The organism is Planococcus sp. TJ-302 (genome assembly GCF_058268455.1).
Genome location: NZ_JBZDOI010000008.1, coordinates 1 through 16560 on the forward strand (window position 1 = coordinate 1; position 16560 = coordinate 16560).

Annotated in this window: 16 protein-coding genes, 1 tRNA gene, 2 rRNA genes, 1 other RNA gene and 1 other annotated feature; of the genes, 3 read left to right on the forward strand and 17 right to left on the reverse strand. The window is 48.0% G+C overall.

The genetic code is table 11. From position 1 onward, the window contains the following. From AC4EHB_RS16950 to ffs, 6 genes are all read right to left on the reverse strand, one after another. Positions 1–63: ribosomal RNA gene (locus AC4EHB_RS16950) — 16S ribosomal RNA — on the reverse strand; the annotation flags it as partial. Between the two features lie 418 nt (positions 64–481). After that, complete coding sequence (locus AC4EHB_RS16955; protein ID WP_490976754.1) at positions 482–694, reverse strand: YaaL family protein; 213 nt, start codon at positions 692–694, stop codon at positions 482–484. Positions 695–709: 15 nt separating this feature from the next. Beyond that, a complete protein-coding gene (gene recR, locus AC4EHB_RS16960; RefSeq protein ID WP_490976753.1) occupies positions 710–1306 on the reverse strand; it encodes a recombination mediator RecR in 597 nt (198 codons plus the stop codon). Between the two features lie 12 nt (positions 1307–1318). Then, positions 1319–1639, reverse strand: coding sequence for a YbaB/EbfC family nucleoid-associated protein (locus AC4EHB_RS16965; RefSeq protein WP_135505525.1), 321 nt, complete (start codon positions 1637–1639; stop codon positions 1319–1321). A gap of 34 nt (positions 1640–1673) precedes the next feature. Continuing rightward, on the reverse strand, positions 1674–3413 hold the full coding sequence (dnaX, locus tag AC4EHB_RS16970; protein WP_490982102.1) for a DNA polymerase III subunit gamma/tau: 1740 nt from the start codon (positions 3411–3413) through the stop codon (positions 1674–1676). A 165-nt stretch (positions 3414–3578) separates the two neighbouring features. Next, an RNA gene (gene ffs, locus AC4EHB_RS16975) (signal recognition particle sRNA large type) lies at positions 3579–3844 on the reverse strand. A gap of 215 nt (positions 3845–4059) precedes the next feature. On the opposite strand from ffs, the gene AC4EHB_RS16980 reads away from it, so the two are divergent. Beyond that, positions 4060–4152 (forward strand) — tRNA-Ser (locus tag AC4EHB_RS16980). A gap of 232 nt (positions 4153–4384) precedes the next feature. Here the strand turns inward: AC4EHB_RS16980 and AC4EHB_RS16985 are convergent. The 3 genes from AC4EHB_RS16985 to AC4EHB_RS16995 all read right to left on the reverse strand — a co-directional run bounded on the left by AC4EHB_RS16985 (position 4385) and on the right by AC4EHB_RS16995 (position 6646). Further along, positions 4385–5053: a deoxynucleoside kinase gene (locus AC4EHB_RS16985; RefSeq protein ID WP_490976751.1), complete on the reverse strand. Its 669-nt coding sequence runs from the start codon at positions 5051–5053 to the stop codon at positions 4385–4387. After that, positions 5050–5688 (reverse strand): deoxynucleoside kinase, encoded by a 639-nt coding sequence (locus tag AC4EHB_RS16990; RefSeq protein ID WP_490976750.1) that lies wholly within the window; start codon positions 5686–5688, stop codon positions 5050–5052. The genes AC4EHB_RS16985 and AC4EHB_RS16990 overlap by 4 nt, the downstream gene beginning before the upstream one ends. A 94-nt stretch (positions 5689–5782) precedes the next feature. Next, positions 5783–6646, reverse strand: coding sequence for a YitT family protein (locus AC4EHB_RS16995; RefSeq protein WP_490976749.1), 864 nt, complete (start codon positions 6644–6646; stop codon positions 5783–5785). 122 nt (positions 6647–6768) lie between these two features. Here AC4EHB_RS16995 and tadA point away from each other — a divergent pair, with 122 nt between their 5' ends. Then, the gene (gene tadA / locus AC4EHB_RS17000; protein ID WP_490976748.1) at positions 6769–7257 is read left to right on the forward strand and encodes a tRNA adenosine(34) deaminase TadA; all 489 of its coding nucleotides are present in this window, start codon (positions 6769–6771) and stop codon (positions 7255–7257) included. Here tadA and AC4EHB_RS17005 read toward each other — a convergent pair. The 4 genes from AC4EHB_RS17005 to pdxS all read right to left on the reverse strand — a co-directional run bounded on the left by AC4EHB_RS17005 (position 7252) and on the right by pdxS (position 11278). After that, a complete protein-coding gene (locus AC4EHB_RS17005) occupies positions 7252–8118 on the reverse strand; it encodes an alpha/beta fold hydrolase (RefSeq protein WP_490982103.1) in 867 nt (288 codons plus the stop codon). The two genes, tadA and AC4EHB_RS17005, sit on opposite strands and share 6 nt — an antisense overlap. Before the next feature lie 95 nt (positions 8119–8213). Then, the gene (gene serS, locus AC4EHB_RS17010) at positions 8214–9491 is read right to left on the reverse strand and encodes a serine--tRNA ligase (protein ID WP_490982104.1); all 1278 of its coding nucleotides are present in this window, start codon (positions 9489–9491) and stop codon (positions 8214–8216) included. A gap of 68 nt (positions 9492–9559) precedes the next feature. Then, positions 9560–9768, reverse strand: a binding site (T-box leader). Positions 9769–9800: 32 nt separating this feature from the next. Next, complete coding sequence (gene pdxT / locus AC4EHB_RS17015) at positions 9801–10391, reverse strand: pyridoxal 5'-phosphate synthase glutaminase subunit PdxT (RefSeq protein WP_490982105.1); 591 nt, start codon at positions 10389–10391, stop codon at positions 9801–9803. A gap of 2 nt (positions 10392–10393) precedes the next feature. Further along, positions 10394–11278: a pyridoxal 5'-phosphate synthase lyase subunit PdxS gene (pdxS, locus tag AC4EHB_RS17020; protein ID WP_490976744.1), complete on the reverse strand. Its 885-nt coding sequence runs from the start codon at positions 11276–11278 to the stop codon at positions 10394–10396. Between the two features lie 105 nt (positions 11279–11383). On the opposite strand from pdxS, the gene pdxR reads away from it, so the two are divergent. Beyond that, positions 11384–12781 carry a MocR-like pyridoxine biosynthesis transcription factor PdxR gene (gene pdxR / locus AC4EHB_RS17025; protein WP_490982106.1) on the forward strand — a complete coding sequence of 466 codons (1398 nt, stop codon included), beginning with the start codon at positions 11384–11386 and terminating at the stop codon, positions 12779–12781. A 35-nt stretch (positions 12782–12816) separates the two neighbouring features. Here pdxR and AC4EHB_RS17030 read toward each other — a convergent pair whose 3' ends face one another. The 4 genes from AC4EHB_RS17030 to rrf all read right to left on the reverse strand — a co-directional run. Continuing rightward, on the reverse strand, positions 12817–14157 hold the full coding sequence (locus AC4EHB_RS17030) for a serine hydrolase (RefSeq protein WP_490976742.1): 1341 nt from the start codon (positions 14155–14157) through the stop codon (positions 12817–12819). 136 nt (positions 14158–14293) lie between these two features. Further along, positions 14294–15757, reverse strand: coding sequence for an IMP dehydrogenase (guaB, locus tag AC4EHB_RS17035; RefSeq protein ID WP_490976741.1), 1464 nt, complete (start codon positions 15755–15757; stop codon positions 14294–14296). A gap of 104 nt (positions 15758–15861) precedes the next feature. Beyond that, on the reverse strand, positions 15862–16338 hold the full coding sequence (locus AC4EHB_RS17040; protein ID WP_490982107.1) for a glutathione peroxidase: 477 nt from the start codon (positions 16336–16338) through the stop codon (positions 15862–15864). 150 nt (positions 16339–16488) lie between these two features. Continuing rightward, positions 16489–16560: ribosomal RNA gene (rrf, locus tag AC4EHB_RS17045) — 5S ribosomal RNA — on the reverse strand; the annotation flags it as partial.

Sequence of the window (16560 nt, forward strand, 5' to 3'; positions counted from 1 at the left end):
GACTTGCATGTATTAGGCATGCCGCCAGCGTTCGTCCTGAGCCAGGATCAAACTCTCCATTATAGAGTAGTGTTGATTGCTCAATACTGCTGGCGATCGCCGTCCGAAGACGCACGATTCGCTTTGATCTGCGTGATGCTGATCAGTAGTTAAGCCACGAACACTTGGGGGTTGAAAAGCTTTGCTCCGATTGCCTTGCGGCAACCCTCGCAAAAGCCGTTCGCGCGCCAAAGCGCTCGTGACGTCTTTCGTTGACGTTTTGCTGTTCAGTTTTCAAGGTTCATGTTTGTGCGCCAGTTGTTATTTCATGATTGCGTTTCTTTTGGCGACTCCTATTATATTAAAGCATGTTACTAAGAGAGTCAACACTTTAATTCAATAAAGTTCAATTTAATTATTATTTCAATATCATATTCGGGTTTCTTCTATATATGCATGCCGTAAACATTGTAAAAGGCGGCGCTTTAAAAGCGGCCGCCTTTCATTTCATGCTGACGTTGCGAAACCGTGCTTCTTTCAAAAGATAAAGGTTCTTGCATTCGCAGATCTTGCATTCCGCTTCCGACCGCTGGTCATAATCCGCCGCCAGCGCCTGGAGCGTCTGAGCTTTCACCAAATCTTGCTTGGTATCCAAAAACTGCCGAATCAATTGCTCATCAAATTCTCTTTTCAATTTCCCTCTTTTAAAAAACACTCGCCTATCTCCTCTTTATAATTCGCGCCGGCCTTCCATCGCTTTAGATAAGGTCACTTCATCGGCGTATTCCAAATCTCCGCCGACAGGCAAACCGTGGGCGATGCGAGTGGTTCTAATGCCAGAGGGTTTAACAAGGCGCGAAATATACATCGCCGTCGCTTCTCCCTCTATAGTAGGGTTCGTAGCCAAAATCAATTCTTTGACTTCCTCATCCTGAAGACGCTTCAACAATGACGGTACGTTAATGTCTTCCGGTCCAATGCCGTCCATCGGCGATATCGCCCCTTGCAAGACATGATACAAACCGGTGTAATCACGCATCTTCTCCATTGCAATCACATCTTTCGGATCTTGAACAACGCAAATCGTCGTACGGTCGCGCTGTTGATCCTGACAGATGTGGCAAGGGTCGACATCCGTAATATGGCCGCAAACTGAACAAAAGCTCAAATTCCGTTTTGCATCAACAAGCGCTTTGGCGAAATCAAGAACGGTGTCTTCTTTCATGCCGAGCACAAAAAATGCCAGCCGGGCCGCTGTCTTTGGCCCGATTCCTGGCAGCTTCATAAAACTCTCCATCAATTTAGAAATAGGTTCAGGGTAATGCATTTTGTTTACCTCCTAGAACATGCCAGGAATGTTTAAGCCCTTAGTGAATTTCCCCATTGTGGAATTCGCATGTTCATCCGCTTTTTTAAACGCTTCGTTTGTGGCAACAATCAATAAATCTTGAAGCATTTCAACATCTTCCGGATCGACAACTGATGGATCCAATACAACATCTTTTACTTCTTTATGGCCGGAAACTGTCACTTTGACCATTCCGCCGCCAGCTGATCCGTCGAAAGTCAACGTTCCTAGCTCTTCTTGGGCAACCGCCATTTCTTTTTGCATTTTCTGCATTTGTTTCATCATGCCTTGCATATTTCCTCCACCGCGCATAATTGTTTCCTCCTCAAATTTGGGTTAATCCATTTTAATCTTCGTGGACTTCGACGAAATCTTTGCCGAATAAGCGCTCCGCTTCCGCAATAAACGGATCTTGCTCCGCCACTTCGCCTTCTGCAGAGAATGGATGCTCTTCTTCAGATTCCGCCCGCTTGTCTTCCGCTCCCGCTTTCAATCCGGTGCTTTTAATAAACTCTTCACGGATTTTCAGCCAGCTTTCGTCAGGAACGAAGACAGGTACATAAGCTTTGCCGGTATACTGCTCTAAAAGTTGGCTAAAAGCGACGGCAAATGTCTGATTATCCGCTGCCATCTGACAATGAATATCATACTTGAATTTTAACACAAAAGCATCTGCTGACGCCGCTACAGGTTCAGCTTCATTGAGCAGCGCGGCATGTGATTTCTGCAACTGGCCCATTACAGTCGCCCAATTCGTCTTGAGCGCCTGGATATCCGGTTTTGTTGCATTCTTCAGCACATCTTGAATTCGGGCGACCGGAATTTTATAACCGCTCTGCGAACGGGGACGCCGCTTCGCTTCCGAGCTTCCTGCGGCGGCTGCCGCTGGCGCGGAAACTCCGTTTTTCAGCTGTTGCTGAAGCTGGATAATCATTTGTTCGAGCTGGTTGACCTTCGCTTCAAGTTCCGGCGAAGCTCCAGCCGAAGCAGCGACTACCGGTGCATCGGCCTGGACCATTTTCAAAAGCGCCGTTTCCAAGTAAATCTTTGTATGGTTCGAAAAGCGCATTTCCTGCTGCGTTTTCGTCAGGACGTCAATCCACGAATACAGCACAGCTGCATCAAATTGCTTCGCAAGCTCCTCGAAGCGTGGTTCGTGCGCAGCAAGTTCGAGCATATCGTGCAGATCCGGTGCTGTCTGGATCAATAGCAAGTCCCGGAAGAACGTGATGAAGTCCTCCACAAGGCGAACCGGATCTTTGCCATCGCGCACCAATTGCTCCAAAAGCGTCAACGATTGGCCGACGTCTTTCGCCAATAGCGCTTCGGCAATATCATAAAACATATCCTGGCTGATCGAACCGGTGACAAGCAAGGCGTCTTCAACCGTCATCTCGTCTCCGCTGAACGACACGACTTGGTCAAGCAGGCTCAGCGCATCGCGCATGCCGCCCGCAGCTGCCTGCGCAATTATTTTCAGCACATGTTCATTATAAGGAATGCCCGCATCGCTCAGCACTTCCACCATCCGCTCGACAATATCCGCCTGCGTCAAACGTTTGAAATCAAAGCGCTGGCAGCGGGAAATGATTGTCAGTGGCAATTTATGGGGTTCTGTCGTCGCTAAGATGAATACCACATGTTCAGGCGGCTCCTCCAATGTTTTCAACAAAGCATTAAATGCACTGTTGGAAAGCATGTGGACTTCATCGATAATGTAGATTTTAAAGCGGGAATTTGCAGGGGAAAAACGCACTTTCTCAATGATCTCCCGCATTTCCTCCACTCTGGAGTTTGAAGCGGCATCGAACTCGATGACGTCGGTGTTCGAGCCCTCAGTGATGCTTTTGCACGATGCACATTCATTGCATGGTTCCGCTACCGGAGCCATTTCACAATTGAGCGCTTTTGCGAAAATCTTGGCTGCACTCGTCTTCCCAGTACCCCGCGGTCCTGAAAACAAATAAGCATGCGTCGTCTTATTGTAAAGGAGAGCATTTTGAAGGGTTTGTTTAATATGCGACTGGCCTGACATTTCAGAAAAGGACTGCGGCCTGTACACACGGTAAAAAGCTTGATACGCCAACGTTTTTCTCTCCTTTTGTAAAAGCTGTATTGTGTCTCTCCATTATACCATAAATCGGGGCTCTTCCTGAACGAATCCGTCGCAGGAAAAGCTCGCTGTTCTTAAAAAAGACAGCAAAAATCCTGCCCGCATAATTGCGGACAGGATTGGGTTTGAAAGTTAATGCCGCGCACCTTTCTTCGACTGCTGTACACAAGCGTTACCCTAGTCGTTGGCTCGATCTAGGCAACCCCGCGGCACATGAAAAGTTCCACTTAATGCTGCTTCCTTCCGGACCTGACATGGTTCATGGGTTTCCATTGCGCAGGACCCAAACGTCAACACTACGTGCGAGAGGCAGACCCTGCATATAAACAGCCTAGGAAAGGAATTCAGTCCTGCTAAAGCGGATTGCAGGTTACAGGACACCGCTATCTTCCCACCTAGCACGGCATTAACTAGTATACGAAACATCCTTTCAAAAATCAATCGTTAAACTCCAATCGCCTCAAATGATTACCGCCAAACGATAACGAGCGCATCACACCCGGTGAAGAATGGCGGCGCCCATGCTGTAGAAACCCCTTTTTATAGGGAGCTCAAAAAAAATATCCGAAACTGTTGACAGCAATATTCGGTTCATGGTAAATTAATTCTTGTCTTACACGGAGGAATACCCAAGTTTGGCTGAAGGGATCGGTCTTGAAAACCGACAGGGGAGTCAAATCCCGCGGGGGTTCGAATCCCTCTTCCTCCTCCATTTTTTGAATTTACGCGCATATAAATTCGAGATTGGATTCGTTACGAAAGTAACGAATTTTTCTTAAAGCTTATATGTCTGAACATTTTGATACATAATCATTCAAGAAGGCAGCCCGAGGGCTGCCTTCTTTTTCTTATGGGGAAAACGAAATGAAAGCTTAAAAGAGTTCCATTCCTACTATTATTTCCCGGGAAATATAAAAGCCCGGACGCAGTGTCCGGGCTTTTTATTATCTTTTTAAAACAGAGGTCTGCTGGATAAAGCTGCCGATACGTTCAACAAGACGCTCCGCGCAATCCGGATCTTTCACAAGGTCGTAATCGCTTATATTCAAGCGCAGCACTGGGCAGCCGTTGAAGTTATTAATCCATGTTTCGTAGCGCTCGTGCATTTCCACCCAATAGTCAACAGGCGTCTGCTGCTCCATCGCACGACCGCGTTCCTGGATGCGCCCCAGAATGTCGTCAAGCGAACCTTCCAGGTAAATCAGCAAATCGGGATGCGGGAAATAAGGCGTCATGACCATCGCTTCAAAAAGGTTGGTATATGTTTCATAGTCGACATCGTTCATTGTGCCTTTTTCCTGATGCATTTTAGCGAAAATGCCTGTATCTTCATAAATCGAACGGTCCTGGATAAAACCGCCGCCGTATTCAAACATACGCTTTTGTTCTTTAAAGCGCTCAGCCAGGAAGTAGATCTGCAAATGGAAACTCCATTTTTCAAAATCATCGTAAAACAAATCCAAATAAGGGTTCGTGTCCACTTTTTCAAATGACGTGCGGAATTGCAAGGCATCCGCCAGCGCTTTCGTCATAGTTGATTTGCCGACTCCCACAGTACCGGCAATCGTGATGACTGCATCGGATGGGATATCGTATTTTTCACGTAAATTCATACTGATAAGCTCCTTTTTTGTAAGGTTTCGTCCACTTTGCTTAAAATGAGCGCAAGGTCAGCGCCATTCTGGACAAAATCCATTTCATCTCCATTGACGCGCAATACAGGGATTTCCGGATGCTCGCGCTCAAAGCGCTCCATGTATTCATGGTAATCCGCAGCAAGCTGTTCCATGTATTCCGGGGTGATCATCTGTTCAAACTCGCGTCCGCGCATCTTGATGCGCGCCATCAGCGTGTCGAGGCTGGCGTGCAAGTAAACGACCATATTGGGCTTTGGCATATCTGCGGTCAATATGTCATAGATCGACTCATATTTCGCATATTCCGCTTCCGCAAGTGTGCGCTTCGCGAAAATCAAGTTTTTGAATATATGGTAATCCGCAACAACGGATTCGCGTTTCGAGATGAACTTCTTTTGGATATCGGACATTTGTTTGTAACGGTTGCACAAGAAGAACATCTCCGTCTGGAAACTCCATTCTTCTATGTCTTCGTAGAATTTATTAAGAAACGGGTTCTCGTCAACAATTTCTTTCAGCATCTGAAATTGATTTTGGTCAGCAATCGCTTTTGTCAATGACGTTTTGCCAACGCCAATCGGACCTTCAACGGTGATAAATGGCACCGGCATGGGAAGTTCCCCTCTTTCTGTTCAAGTGTCTTGCAATGTTTTTCATTTTACCATAGACCTCCTGTTAAAAATAGCAGAAAAAAGCACCAATCCATCAATGGATTGGTGCTTTGAATGTGCCTCCGTGGACTTCCTGTGTTGCCATGATTGTCAAGAACGCTTTCGGGTCAATGTCTGTGACGATTTGCTTGAGCTTCGTAAGTTCAAGGCGAGTCACCACCACGTAAATGACATCTTTCGGTGATTCTTTAAAACCGCCTTTGCCGTGCAGCTTCGTGACGCTGCGGCCAAGCCGTGAGTTGATGGCTTCACCGAGTTCTTCGTATTCATCAGAGACGATGATAACGGATTTTGTATCATCGAGCCCCTGAATTACCGTGTCAATCGTTTTTGATGCGATGTAATAAGTCAAAATCGAATACATCGCCTGTTCCCAGCCCAGCACAAAACCGGCCCAGGTGAAAATGAAGACGTTGGCAAACATGACAAATTCACCGACGGAAAATGGCAGCTTGCGCGTCAACAGGATGCCGAGGATTTCAGTGCCGTCCAGCGCGCCGCCGTTGCGGATGACGAGGCCGACGCCCGCACCGAGCAGCATCCCGCCGAAAACGGTCGCAAGCAAAGGATCATCGATAAATCCCGGAATCGGATGCAAAGGAAATTCAATGATTGCCAAAGCCACAATTGCGAAAATAGAAGAGATGAAGAAACTTTTTCCGATATGCTTGTAACCGAAAAACAGAAACGGCAAGTTGATGAACACCAGCAAGATGCCGAATGGCACCGGCGTCAAATAATCCAGGATCAACGAAATACCGATAATGCCGCCATCAATGATGGAATTCGGCACGAGGAACAGCTCTATGGAAACAGCGGCCATCGTGGCTCCGATTAAAATAAAGAATAAACGCCGAATCAAATGCCCCAATGTCTCTTTTTTATGTTCTTTGACCATCCAATCGCTCCTTGGTTATAGATCGTATCCGTTAATTTTACGCCTTATTTGGTGTTTTGTCTGTGCCGGACTATAATATTCCTATTTGGGATGCTACACTTTCCTTTAAGGAGCGATGAATCATGAATGGCATGGAGCAAGACCATTATTATATGCAAATGGCAATTGAAGAAGCCGAAAAAGCGGCGGCCAAAGGCGAAGTGCCGATTGGTGCTGTTATTGTCCACCGCGGCGAAGTGATTGCGCGTGCGCACAATCTGCGGGAAACCACCCAAAATGCCGTCACCCACGCTGAGCTTTTGGCTATACAGGAAGCCTGCCAGAAGCTAAAGAACTGGCGTTTGGAAGAAACGCACCTTTACGTAACGTTAGAGCCTTGCCCGATGTGTGCCGGCGCGATTCTGCAGTCGCGCATTCCCCGCGTCATCTATGGTGCCCGCGATTCCAAAGCCGGCTGCGTCGATTCTCTTTACAGGCTATTGAACGACGAGCGTTTTAACCATCAATGCGAAGTTACTGAAAATGTGCTTGCCGACGAATGCGGCGGCTTGCTGACACAATTTTTCCGCGCGATTCGGGAAAACAAAAAGAAGAAAAAGCGGCTGTTATAAAGCTGCTTTTTCTTCTTTTAAAAACCGCCCAATCAGCAGGTTCAAGATATACGGCTGCTCGTGATGGACCCAATGAGTCGCTTCTCCGATAAACACCAATTCGCCATCCTTACAAAAATCCAGGCTTTCCTTCGCAAGCATTGTTGACAGGAACTGGTCCCCCACTCCCCAGACGATGCGCACAGGCACCGTTATTTTATGGTCCGGCGGCAGCAGCATGCTGCCTAGGCGTATCGCCCGGTACCAATTCAGCATGGCTGTCAAAGCGCCTGGCTGGTCCCACGCTTCTTTGTACGCTTCTATGTCTTGTTCTGAAAATGTGCCAGGCCTGCTGGTCGAGACAAGGCTATTCGCCATTGTTTTGAAATAATCTGCCGCCAATACCTTTTCTGGCAAATCTGGCAGCTGGAAAAAAGCCATATAGGAGCTTTTCGCCCATTGCAGTGGATTTTTTGCCAATACGCGCGGCATCGCTTTTGGATGCGGAACATTTACCGCTATCAGCTTCTTAACAAATTGTGGCTTTGTCGCTGCCAGATGCCAAGCTACAGCACCTCCCCAATCATGGCCGATGATGATGGCGCTGTCCCTGCCGGATTGCTCGATTAAGCCCACTATGTCGTCCCGCAGCAAATCCAGCGTATACTGGCCGATATCTTCAGGCTTATCGCTTAAATTATAGCCGCGCTGGTCAGGTACCATGACCCGGTAGCCTTGCTCCACAAGCGGGCTAATCTGGCTCTTCCACGCCCCCCAATATTCTGGGAAGCCGTGAAGCAGCACGACAAGCGGACCGTCTTCAGGCCCAGCTGCTACTGTATGCAAGGTAATGCCATTTGTATGGATCGATAAATGTTCCATTCTGCCACTTCCTTTCCGAAGTCCGTCTCCTTCTTTACCCATTTTGCAAAAAATAAAAAACAGCTTGGAAGCATCGTGCTTCCAAGCTGTTTCTTTTAACGCATGATCAGGTCTTTGCCGCCCATATAAGGACGCAATACTTCGGGAATTGCAATCGTGCCGTCTTCCTGCTGGCAGTTTTCAAGAAGCGCAGCGACCGTACGGCCGACAGCTAGTCCGCTGCCATTTAATGTATGGACGAATTCCGGCTTGCCAGTTGCTTCGCGGCGGAACTTGATGTTCGCGCGGCGCGCCTGGAAATCCTCGAAATTGCTGCAAGAAGAAATTTCGCGGTAGGTTTCCTGGCTTGGGATCCATACTTCGATATCGTATTTCTTCGCAGCGGTAAAGCCCAGATCAGCGGTGCACATTTTCAGGACGCGGTATGGCAAGCCCAAAAGCTGCAGCACTTTCTCCGCATGTCCCGTCAATTTTTCCAGCTCGTCATAAGAATCTTCCGGCTTTACAAAGCGCACCAGCTCGACTTTATTGAATTGATGCTGGCGGATCAAACCGCGCGTATCGCGGCCTGCAGAACCTGCTTCAGAGCGGAAATTCGCGCTGTATGAAGCAAACGCCTGCGGCAGCATATCGGCAGCCAGGATTTCATCGCGGTAGAAGTTCGTCACCGGCACTTCTGATGTCGGGATCAGGAAATAGCCTTCTTTCTCGATCAAGAAAGCATCTTCCTCAAATTTCGGCAGCTGGCCAGTGCCAGTCAAGCTTTCGCGGTTGACCATGTAAGGCGGAAGCATTTCTTCATAACCGTGCTCTTCCTGGTGCAAGTCCATCATGAAATTGATCAACGCGCGCTCCAGGCGTGCGCCAAGGCCACGGTAAAAGACGAAGCGGCTGCCGGTCACTTTGGCGGCGCGTTCAAAATCGATGATGTTCAAATCGGTTCCGAGGTCCCAATGCGGTTTTACTTCGAAAGTGAATTCCGGCTTATCGCCCCATGTCCGGATCTCTACGTTGTCATCTTCAGAATCGCCGACCGGCACGCTGTCATGCGGGATGTTCGGTACGCGCATCATGATAAAATTCAAACGCTCTTCCACGTCGCGCAATTCGTCGTCAATCGCTTTGATTTCTTCGCCGACTTGGCGCATCTTCGCAATCGCTTCATCCGCATTTTCCTTGTTGCGCTTCATCAAAGCAATGTTCTGGGTTGCTTCGTTGCGTTCCGCCTTCAATTTCTCCGTTTGAGCAATCAATTCCCGGCGCTTCAGGTCCAGGCCTTCAAAATCGTCCAATACGGAAATATCCTCCCCGCGTTTTGCAAGCTTCGTTTTCACTTCTTCAAAATTGGCTCGTACAAATCGAATGTCCAACATAAAGTATTCCTCCTCTAAATCATTTCGCTGACGGAAAAAAGACAACAAAAATAGCCCTCATCCCTTGGTAAAGGGACGAGAGCTACCCGCGTTGCCACCCTGATTGACCGGCAAAAAAGCCGATCCTCTTCATCACATAACGGCATTAAAACCGGCAATGGCTTTTTTCGCCATGCAACTCCGGGGTGGATTCAAACGCGTTTTTCACCGGTTCGCACCAACCACCGGCTCTCTTTGGAAAAACACACGCTTTACTGATCCCCATCAACGTTTCTTCTTTTAAATTAATCATACTTTACTATATATTCATTAATTTGGCAAGGGAGCCTTAGCAGCCTCGCGCACCATGCCAATAAAGTATTCCGTAATGCGGTGGTCCTCCGTCAATTCCGGATGGAAAGAACAGCCAAGGAATTGGCCGCTGCGCGCCATGACGATTTTGCCGTTATGTTCGCATAGCACTTCGGCGGCCGGACCGGCGCTTACGATATGCGGGGCACGGATAAACACCGCATTGAGCGGGCTGTCAAAACCCGCAATCGCCAAATCCGCTTCAAAGCTGTCTATTTGGCGGCCGAACGAATTGCGTTCCACGACGACGTCCATGACACCGAGATGCGGCTCGCTTGCGCCCACCACTTCACCTGCAAGCAGAATCAGGCCGGCGCAAGTGCCGAACATCGGTTTTCCACTGACCGCGAATTCGCGCAAAGGCTCCATCAATCCATAATGGTCAATCAGGCGGCGCATCGTCGTGCTTTCGCCGCCCGGCAAAATCAAGGCATCCAAACCTTCCAGCTCTCTCGGCCATTTGACAGAAACCGCTTCCGCACCGCATTTTTCAATGGAAACAATATGCTCACGGACCGCTCCCTGCAGCGCAAGAACTCCGATTCGCATGATTACCAGCCCCGCTCCTGCATGCGCTCTCCTGCGGCAATCGTTGAAATTTCAATGCCTTTCATAGCGATGCCCAGATCTTTCGAAAGCTCCGCGATCAAGCGGTAATCCTGATAATGGGTTGTCGCCTCAACAATCGCGCGCGCGAACCTTTCAGGATTCCCCGATTTGAAAATGCCCGATCCCACGAACACCCCATCAGCGCCAAGCTCCATCATCAATGCCGCATCTGCAGGCGTTGCAATCCCGCCGGCTGCAAAATTGACGACCGGCAGGCGGCCAAGGCTTTTTACTTCACGGAGAAATTCGTATGAAGCGCCTAGATTGCGGGCTTCGGTCATCAGCTCATCTTCGCTCATATGAACCACTCTCAGCACTTCAGCGTTGACTTGGCGCAAATGGCGCACTGCTTCGACAATATTGCCGGTCCCGGGCTCGCCTTTTGTGCGCAGCATTGAAGCCCCTTCACCGATGCGGCGCGCTGCTTCGCCTAAATTGCGGCAGCCGCAAACGAACGGCACTGTATAATTGGCTTTCAATAAATGGAATTCCTCGTCGGCCGGCGTCAGCACTTCGCTTTCGTCGATATAATCGACGCCCATCGCTTCGAGTACCCGCGCTTCGACAATATGCCCGATCCGCGCTTTCGCCATCACCGGAATCGATACCGCCTTCATGACTTCCTCAGTGATGCGCGGGTCCGCCATTCGTGCCACACCGCCATCTCTGCGGATATCCGAGGGCACGCGCTCCAATGCCATCACTGCCGTAGCCCCGGCAGCTTCCGCAATGCGCGCTTGTTCGCCATTCACCACATCCATGATGACTCCGCCTTTTTGCATTTCGGCCATGCCTCTTTTTACTCGATCTGTGCCGTGTTGATTCATATTGAAATTCCTCCTATCGGTTAATAAGTTTAGTATAATGGAAAGTGACCACATAAAAAGATTCAGTTCCACTATATTAAACAGGGTCAGGAGAGATGGATAACGATGGATATGCTCATGTTTCAACTTCAACGCACCGATTCAACGCCTTTATACAAGCAGCTTTACAGCGAAATCAAGCAGGCCATCATTTCGGGCAAAATTTCCGTCGGCGCTAAATTGCCAAGCAAGCGCAAGCTCGCCGAATTTCTTGATATCAGCCAGACCACTGTTGAATTGTCTTATAGCCAGTTGGTTGCAGAAGGCTTTATCGAGTCGCGTGCACGGAAAGGGTTTTATGCGTTGCCTGTAGAAGAATTGGCTTATCTGGACGTGCAGCAGGACGAACCGCAGGCAGCTGATGCACCGGTGGAATACGAATTCGACTTCAATCCTGCGAAAATCGATACACAGTCTTTCCCTTTTTCAACATGGCGGAAAATCGCTAAGGAAGTGCTTGATGAAATGAACCACGGTTTGCTGTTGTCCGGCCATCCGCAAGGAGATGAATCGCTGCGCCGGGAAATCTCCCGCTATCTATTCGCTTCACGCGGCGTGCTATGCGACATCGACCAGATCATCATCGGCTCCGGTACTGAACAGCTGATGCCTTTGCTCATCCGTTTGCTGGATAAACAATTTTTATTCGGCTTTGAAAATCCCGGATATGCGCTGACGCACAGCATTTTCGACCATTATGACCGGAAAGCGGTGCCGATTACCGTAGAAGAGGATGGCATCAGTGTCGCAGAACTGGAATCGCAGAAGGTCGACATCGCCTATGTTACGCCGTCGCATCAGTTCCCGACTGGTGCCGTGCTGAGCGCCACCAAACGCGCTCAACTCCTCAATTGGGCTGCAGCAGCGCCGCAGCGCTTTATCATCGAAGACGATTACGACAGCGAATTCCGCTATACGAGCCGGCCGATTCCAGCGCTGCAAAGCATGGATCGCAGCGGCCGCGTCATCTATCTCAGCACGTTTTCTAAATCGCTCATGCCGTCTTTACGCATCGCGTATATGGTGCTGCCAAAAAGCTTATTGCGCGCCTATCAGCAGACCTTTCTCCATTATTCGTCATCCGTTCCGCGGATTGACCAACAGCTGGTAGCTGAATTCATGGAACATGGGCATTTCTCGCGTCATTTGAACCGCATGCGCAAGCTGTACAAGAAGAAATTAGAGCATCTGACATCCGCTTTGCAGGAATTCTCACCAGCAGTCAAAATTTCAGGTGAACAAGCCGGCATGCACATTGTGCTGACTGTCCAGACCCTGTTAACGGAAAATGAACTTGTAGAACTGGCCAAACGATCAAAAATACGCGTTTTTGGCTTGTCTTCCTACGATGTCCGCGCAACGACTGCTGTGCCGCCTCAAATTGTCCTTGGTTTCGGCGGATTATCGGAAACGGAGATCACTGAAGGCATTGCGAAGCTTATGGAATGCTGGAAAATTGCATGAAAAAGCGGACCATCATTGCGATGGCCCGCTTTTTATTAGAATAACCCTTTTACAAAATCAAGTGCACCAGTCCATAGCGTTCCGAAGAAACCGCCGACAGCCTGCATTGACAGCGAGAACCAGTTGGCGCGTTCCACTTTTTCAGTGGTAACGACTTGGATTGCATCCGATTTCTCGTCTAGGAAACCGTAATCCGTGCCATCTTTCTTCGCTAGCTTCACAGTGCCGACCACTTTGTCTTTGTCGATCGCTGCTTCAATTTTGCCATCTTGCATCAAAGCTTCATCCAGCACCAATTCAGGTGTGTAATCATCTTTTTCACTTGTCCGGACAATCATTGTCACTGGCTCTTTTACTGCGATGTTAACTTCATCTTCTTTGCCTTTTGTAACCGGCAATGTTTCATTTCCTTTAAACTGATAGCCGCTAGGAATGATTTCAGCTGTTGTAAACTGAGAAAAACCGAAATCGAATAACGCACGCGTCGCATCGAATCGAGCTTTATAAGAACCAGCTCCTTCGTTGTCAACGGCTTTCATCACGACTGCGATGAGGCGTGTATCGCCCCGCTTAGCTGTTCCTGTGAAGCTGTGTCCGGCAAAATCAGTAGTACCCGTTTTCAAACCGTCCACGCCTTCGTATGCATAAGGCATGCCAGGAAGCATTGAGTTCCAGTTCAGCATATTTGTTGCATCTTCTGTACCTTCACGGAATACTTTGTTCGGAATTTTTGTCGTTTCCAATACTTCCGGATATTTATCCAAAAGGATTTTCGCCAATTTCGCGACAGAATTAGCTGACATGACATTTTCGTCAGTTGCTCCTGTCCCTTCAGGATGCATGCCCATCAAATGGCCATTATTCAAACCGGTTGAATTGACGAATTTCGCATCGTCCAAACCGAATTCTTTCGCTTTTTCATTCATTAAACGGACGAATTCCGCTTCTGTGCCGGCAATTGTTTCAGCGATTGCAATTGTTGCTGCATTTGCCGAGTAGATAGCCATCGCTTCGTATAATTCCTTGATTGTGTACTTTTCTTCAGCGCGCAATGGCACATTGCTCAAAGTCATATCCTGCGAAACCTTATATGTATAATCCGTTACCAGGTATTCCTGGTCCCATGTTACAGATCCCTCTTCTATCGCTTCAAACAAAAGGTATTCACTCATCATTTTTGTCATGCTGGCAATGCCAAGGGGCGCATCCGCATTTTGTGCGTACAATATTTTTCCAGAGTCAGCATCTACTAAAATTGCAGCATCTGCCATTATATTCAATGAATCCGCCGCTTCTGTTTTCTGCGGAACAATAATAGTCAGTAAGAGTACAGCCATTACAGTCAGCAACATAGTTGTTTGTAAAACATTTTTCACGTGTATAAATACCTCCATCTATAAGTTTCCACATGCTATTCTATCATATTATACAGGTCTCTAAAGAAAAACATGTAAAAAGCACCCTTTCCGTCAAATTAATGACGAATTAGGGTGCCAAAAGGTACAATGTTGGTTAAATTGAATAGTTTGGAGATTCTTTTGTAATTTGCACATCATGCGGGTGGCTTTCGCGCAGCCCGGCTCCGGTCATACGGATAAATTGCGCTTCTTCACGCAATGTTACAAGATCCTTCGTGCCGCAATACCCCATGCCGGCACGGATGCCGCCGATTAATTGATGAATGGTGTCAGACAAAGGACCTTTGTATGGCAAGCGTCCTTCAATGCCTTCCGGAACCAATTTTTTGGCTTCGTCCTGGAAATAACGGTCTTTCGAACCTTTTTCCATCGATGCAATCGAACCCATGCCGCGATAAGTCTTGAAACGTCGGCCTTGGAAAATTTCAGTATCTCCAGGGCTTTCCGTTGTACCAGCAAGCAAGCTTCCCAGCATGACGACGTGGCCACCAGCTGCCAAGGCTTTGATGATATCGCCCGAGTACTTGATGCCGCCGTCAGCAATGATCGTTTTGCCATGCTTACGGGCTTCTGTTGCACAATCATATACTGCGGTAATCTGTGGCACCCCGACTCCTGCAACAACACGCGTTGTACAAATCGAACCGGGTCCGATACCGACTTTAACAACGTCCGCGCCCGCTTCGATCAAAGCTTTTGTGCCTTCCGCAGTAGCAACGTTCCCGGCAATAATGACTAGTTCGGGATAAGCAGCACGGATTTGAGACACCATGTTCATGACGCCTTGAGAATGTCCATGCGCCGTATCCAGAACGATGACATCAACATGGGCCTTTACCAAATGCTCAACGCGCTTCATCGTATCAGAAGTCACTCCGACTGCCGCACCGACAAGCAGCCGGCCATGCGCATCTTTCGCGCCGTTCGGAAATTCAATGACTTTTTCAATGTCTTTGATGGTAATGAGACCTTTTAAGATGCCTTCATTGTCGACGATCGGCAATTTTTCAATTTTGTATTGCTGCAAAATCTTCTCAGCGTCTTCTAAAGTCGTCCCTACTGCAGCGGTTACCAACTTCTCCTTTGTCATCACGTCATTGATTTTCAATGAGTAATCCTGGATAAAGCGGAGATCCCGGTTCGTGATGATTCCGACAAGCTTCTGTTCTTCCATATTGTTGACGACAGGAACCCCTGAAATGCGGTATTTGCCCATTAGATGCTCTGCATCGTAGACTTGATGATCGGGAGTCAAGAAAAACGGATCCGTGATAACGCCGTTCTCTGAACGTTTCACCGTTGTCACTTGCTCAGCTTGCTCTTCAATGCTCATGTTTTTATGAACGATGCCCAGGCCGCCTTGGCGTGCCATCGCAATAGCCATCTTCGCTTCTGTGACAGTGTCCATTCCGGCGCTGATAATAGGAATGTTCAATTTGATTGTCGATGTCAATTCCACTGACAAATCTACATCCTTAGGCAATACTTCCGACTGGGCTGGTACAAGCAACACATCATCAAACGTTAGACCTTCTTTTACAAATTTTGATTCCCACATAATAGAGGCTCCTCCTGCTTCCTTTTGAATATTATTGTAAGGTTATCAGCGGCGCTATGCAGTGTCAAGAAAACAGGAAGAAGAAAAAGTATTCCGAAAACTTATCAGAACAACTTTTTCACATCTTCTTCCATTTTTGCCGGAGGGGTTTGAGGCGCGTACCTTTTCACGACATTGCCTTTTCGATCTATTAAGAACTTGGTGAAATTCCACTTGATTCCTTCCGTCAGCATCCCTTTCTGCTCAGACACAAGATATTTAAACAAAGGATCTGCTGTCTCTACTTTTACGTCTATTTTTGCGTACATCGGAAAAGTTACACCGTAATTGGTCTTGCAAAACTCCATAATCTCATCTTGGTTATGGAATTCCTGATCATTGAACTGGCCACTTGGAAATCCGAGAATTTCGAGCCCCTGGTTTTTATAATCTTCGTAGAGCTTTTCCAAATCTTCGAATTGGGGTGTAAAGCCACATTTGCTGGCAGTGTTGACAATTATCAAAGGATTGCCTCTGTATTTGGCGAGTGATTCTTTTTCCCCATTCGCTTTTTTCACTTCATAGTCATAGATTGAAGCCATAACTTACCCCATCCTTTTCGATTTTTCTTAAGGTTATAACGCGGACAGCGGAGATACAAGGAATATGATTTTAGGAGATTCCTATTTCTGGATCATATCCGGACGCACAAAAAAACCGCTGCCGGTTAAGGCAACGGTTTTCTTTCTCTAGACCAGCGACGTCCTACTCTCACAGGGGGAAACCCCCAACTACCATCGGCGCAAAAGAGCTTAACTGCCGTG

Excerpts from the sequence above, each read along its gene's own strand:
- recR (WP_490976753.1), bottom strand. The coding sequence starts at position 1,306 with ATGCATTACCCTGAACCTATTTCTAAATTGATGGAGAGTTTTATGAAG.
- AC4EHB_RS16965 (WP_135505525.1), bottom strand. The coding sequence starts at position 1,639 with ATGCGCGGTGGAGGAAATATGCAAGGCATGATGAAACAAATGCAGAAA.
- AC4EHB_RS16985 (WP_490976751.1), bottom strand. The coding sequence starts at position 5,053 with ATGAATTTACGTGAAAAATACGATATCCCATCCGATGCAGTCATCACG.
- AC4EHB_RS16990 (WP_490976750.1), bottom strand. The coding sequence starts at position 5,688 with ATGCCGGTGCCATTTATCACCGTTGAAGGTCCGATTGGCGTTGGCAAA.
- AC4EHB_RS16995 (WP_490976749.1), bottom strand. The coding sequence starts at position 6,646 with ATGGTCAAAGAACATAAAAAAGAGACATTGGGGCATTTGATTCGGCGT.
- tadA (WP_490976748.1), top strand. The coding sequence starts at position 6,769 with ATGAATGGCATGGAGCAAGACCATTATTATATGCAAATGGCAATTGAA.
- AC4EHB_RS17005 (WP_490982103.1), bottom strand. The coding sequence starts at position 8,118 with ATGGAACATTTATCGATCCATACAAATGGCATTACCTTGCATACAGTA.
- serS (WP_490982104.1), bottom strand. The coding sequence starts at position 9,491 with ATGTTGGACATTCGATTTGTACGAGCCAATTTTGAAGAAGTGAAAACG.
- pdxT (WP_490982105.1), bottom strand. The coding sequence starts at position 10,391 with ATGCGAATCGGAGTTCTTGCGCTGCAGGGAGCGGTCCGTGAGCATATT.
- pdxS (WP_490976744.1), bottom strand. The coding sequence starts at position 11,278 with ATGAATCAACACGGCACAGATCGAGTAAAAAGAGGCATGGCCGAAATG.
- pdxR (WP_490982106.1), top strand. The coding sequence starts at position 11,384 with ATGGATATGCTCATGTTTCAACTTCAACGCACCGATTCAACGCCTTTA.
- guaB (WP_490976741.1), bottom strand. The coding sequence starts at position 15,757 with ATGTGGGAATCAAAATTTGTAAAAGAAGGTCTAACGTTTGATGATGTG.
- AC4EHB_RS17040 (WP_490982107.1), bottom strand. The coding sequence starts at position 16,338 with ATGGCTTCAATCTATGACTATGAAGTGAAAAAAGCGAATGGGGAAAAA.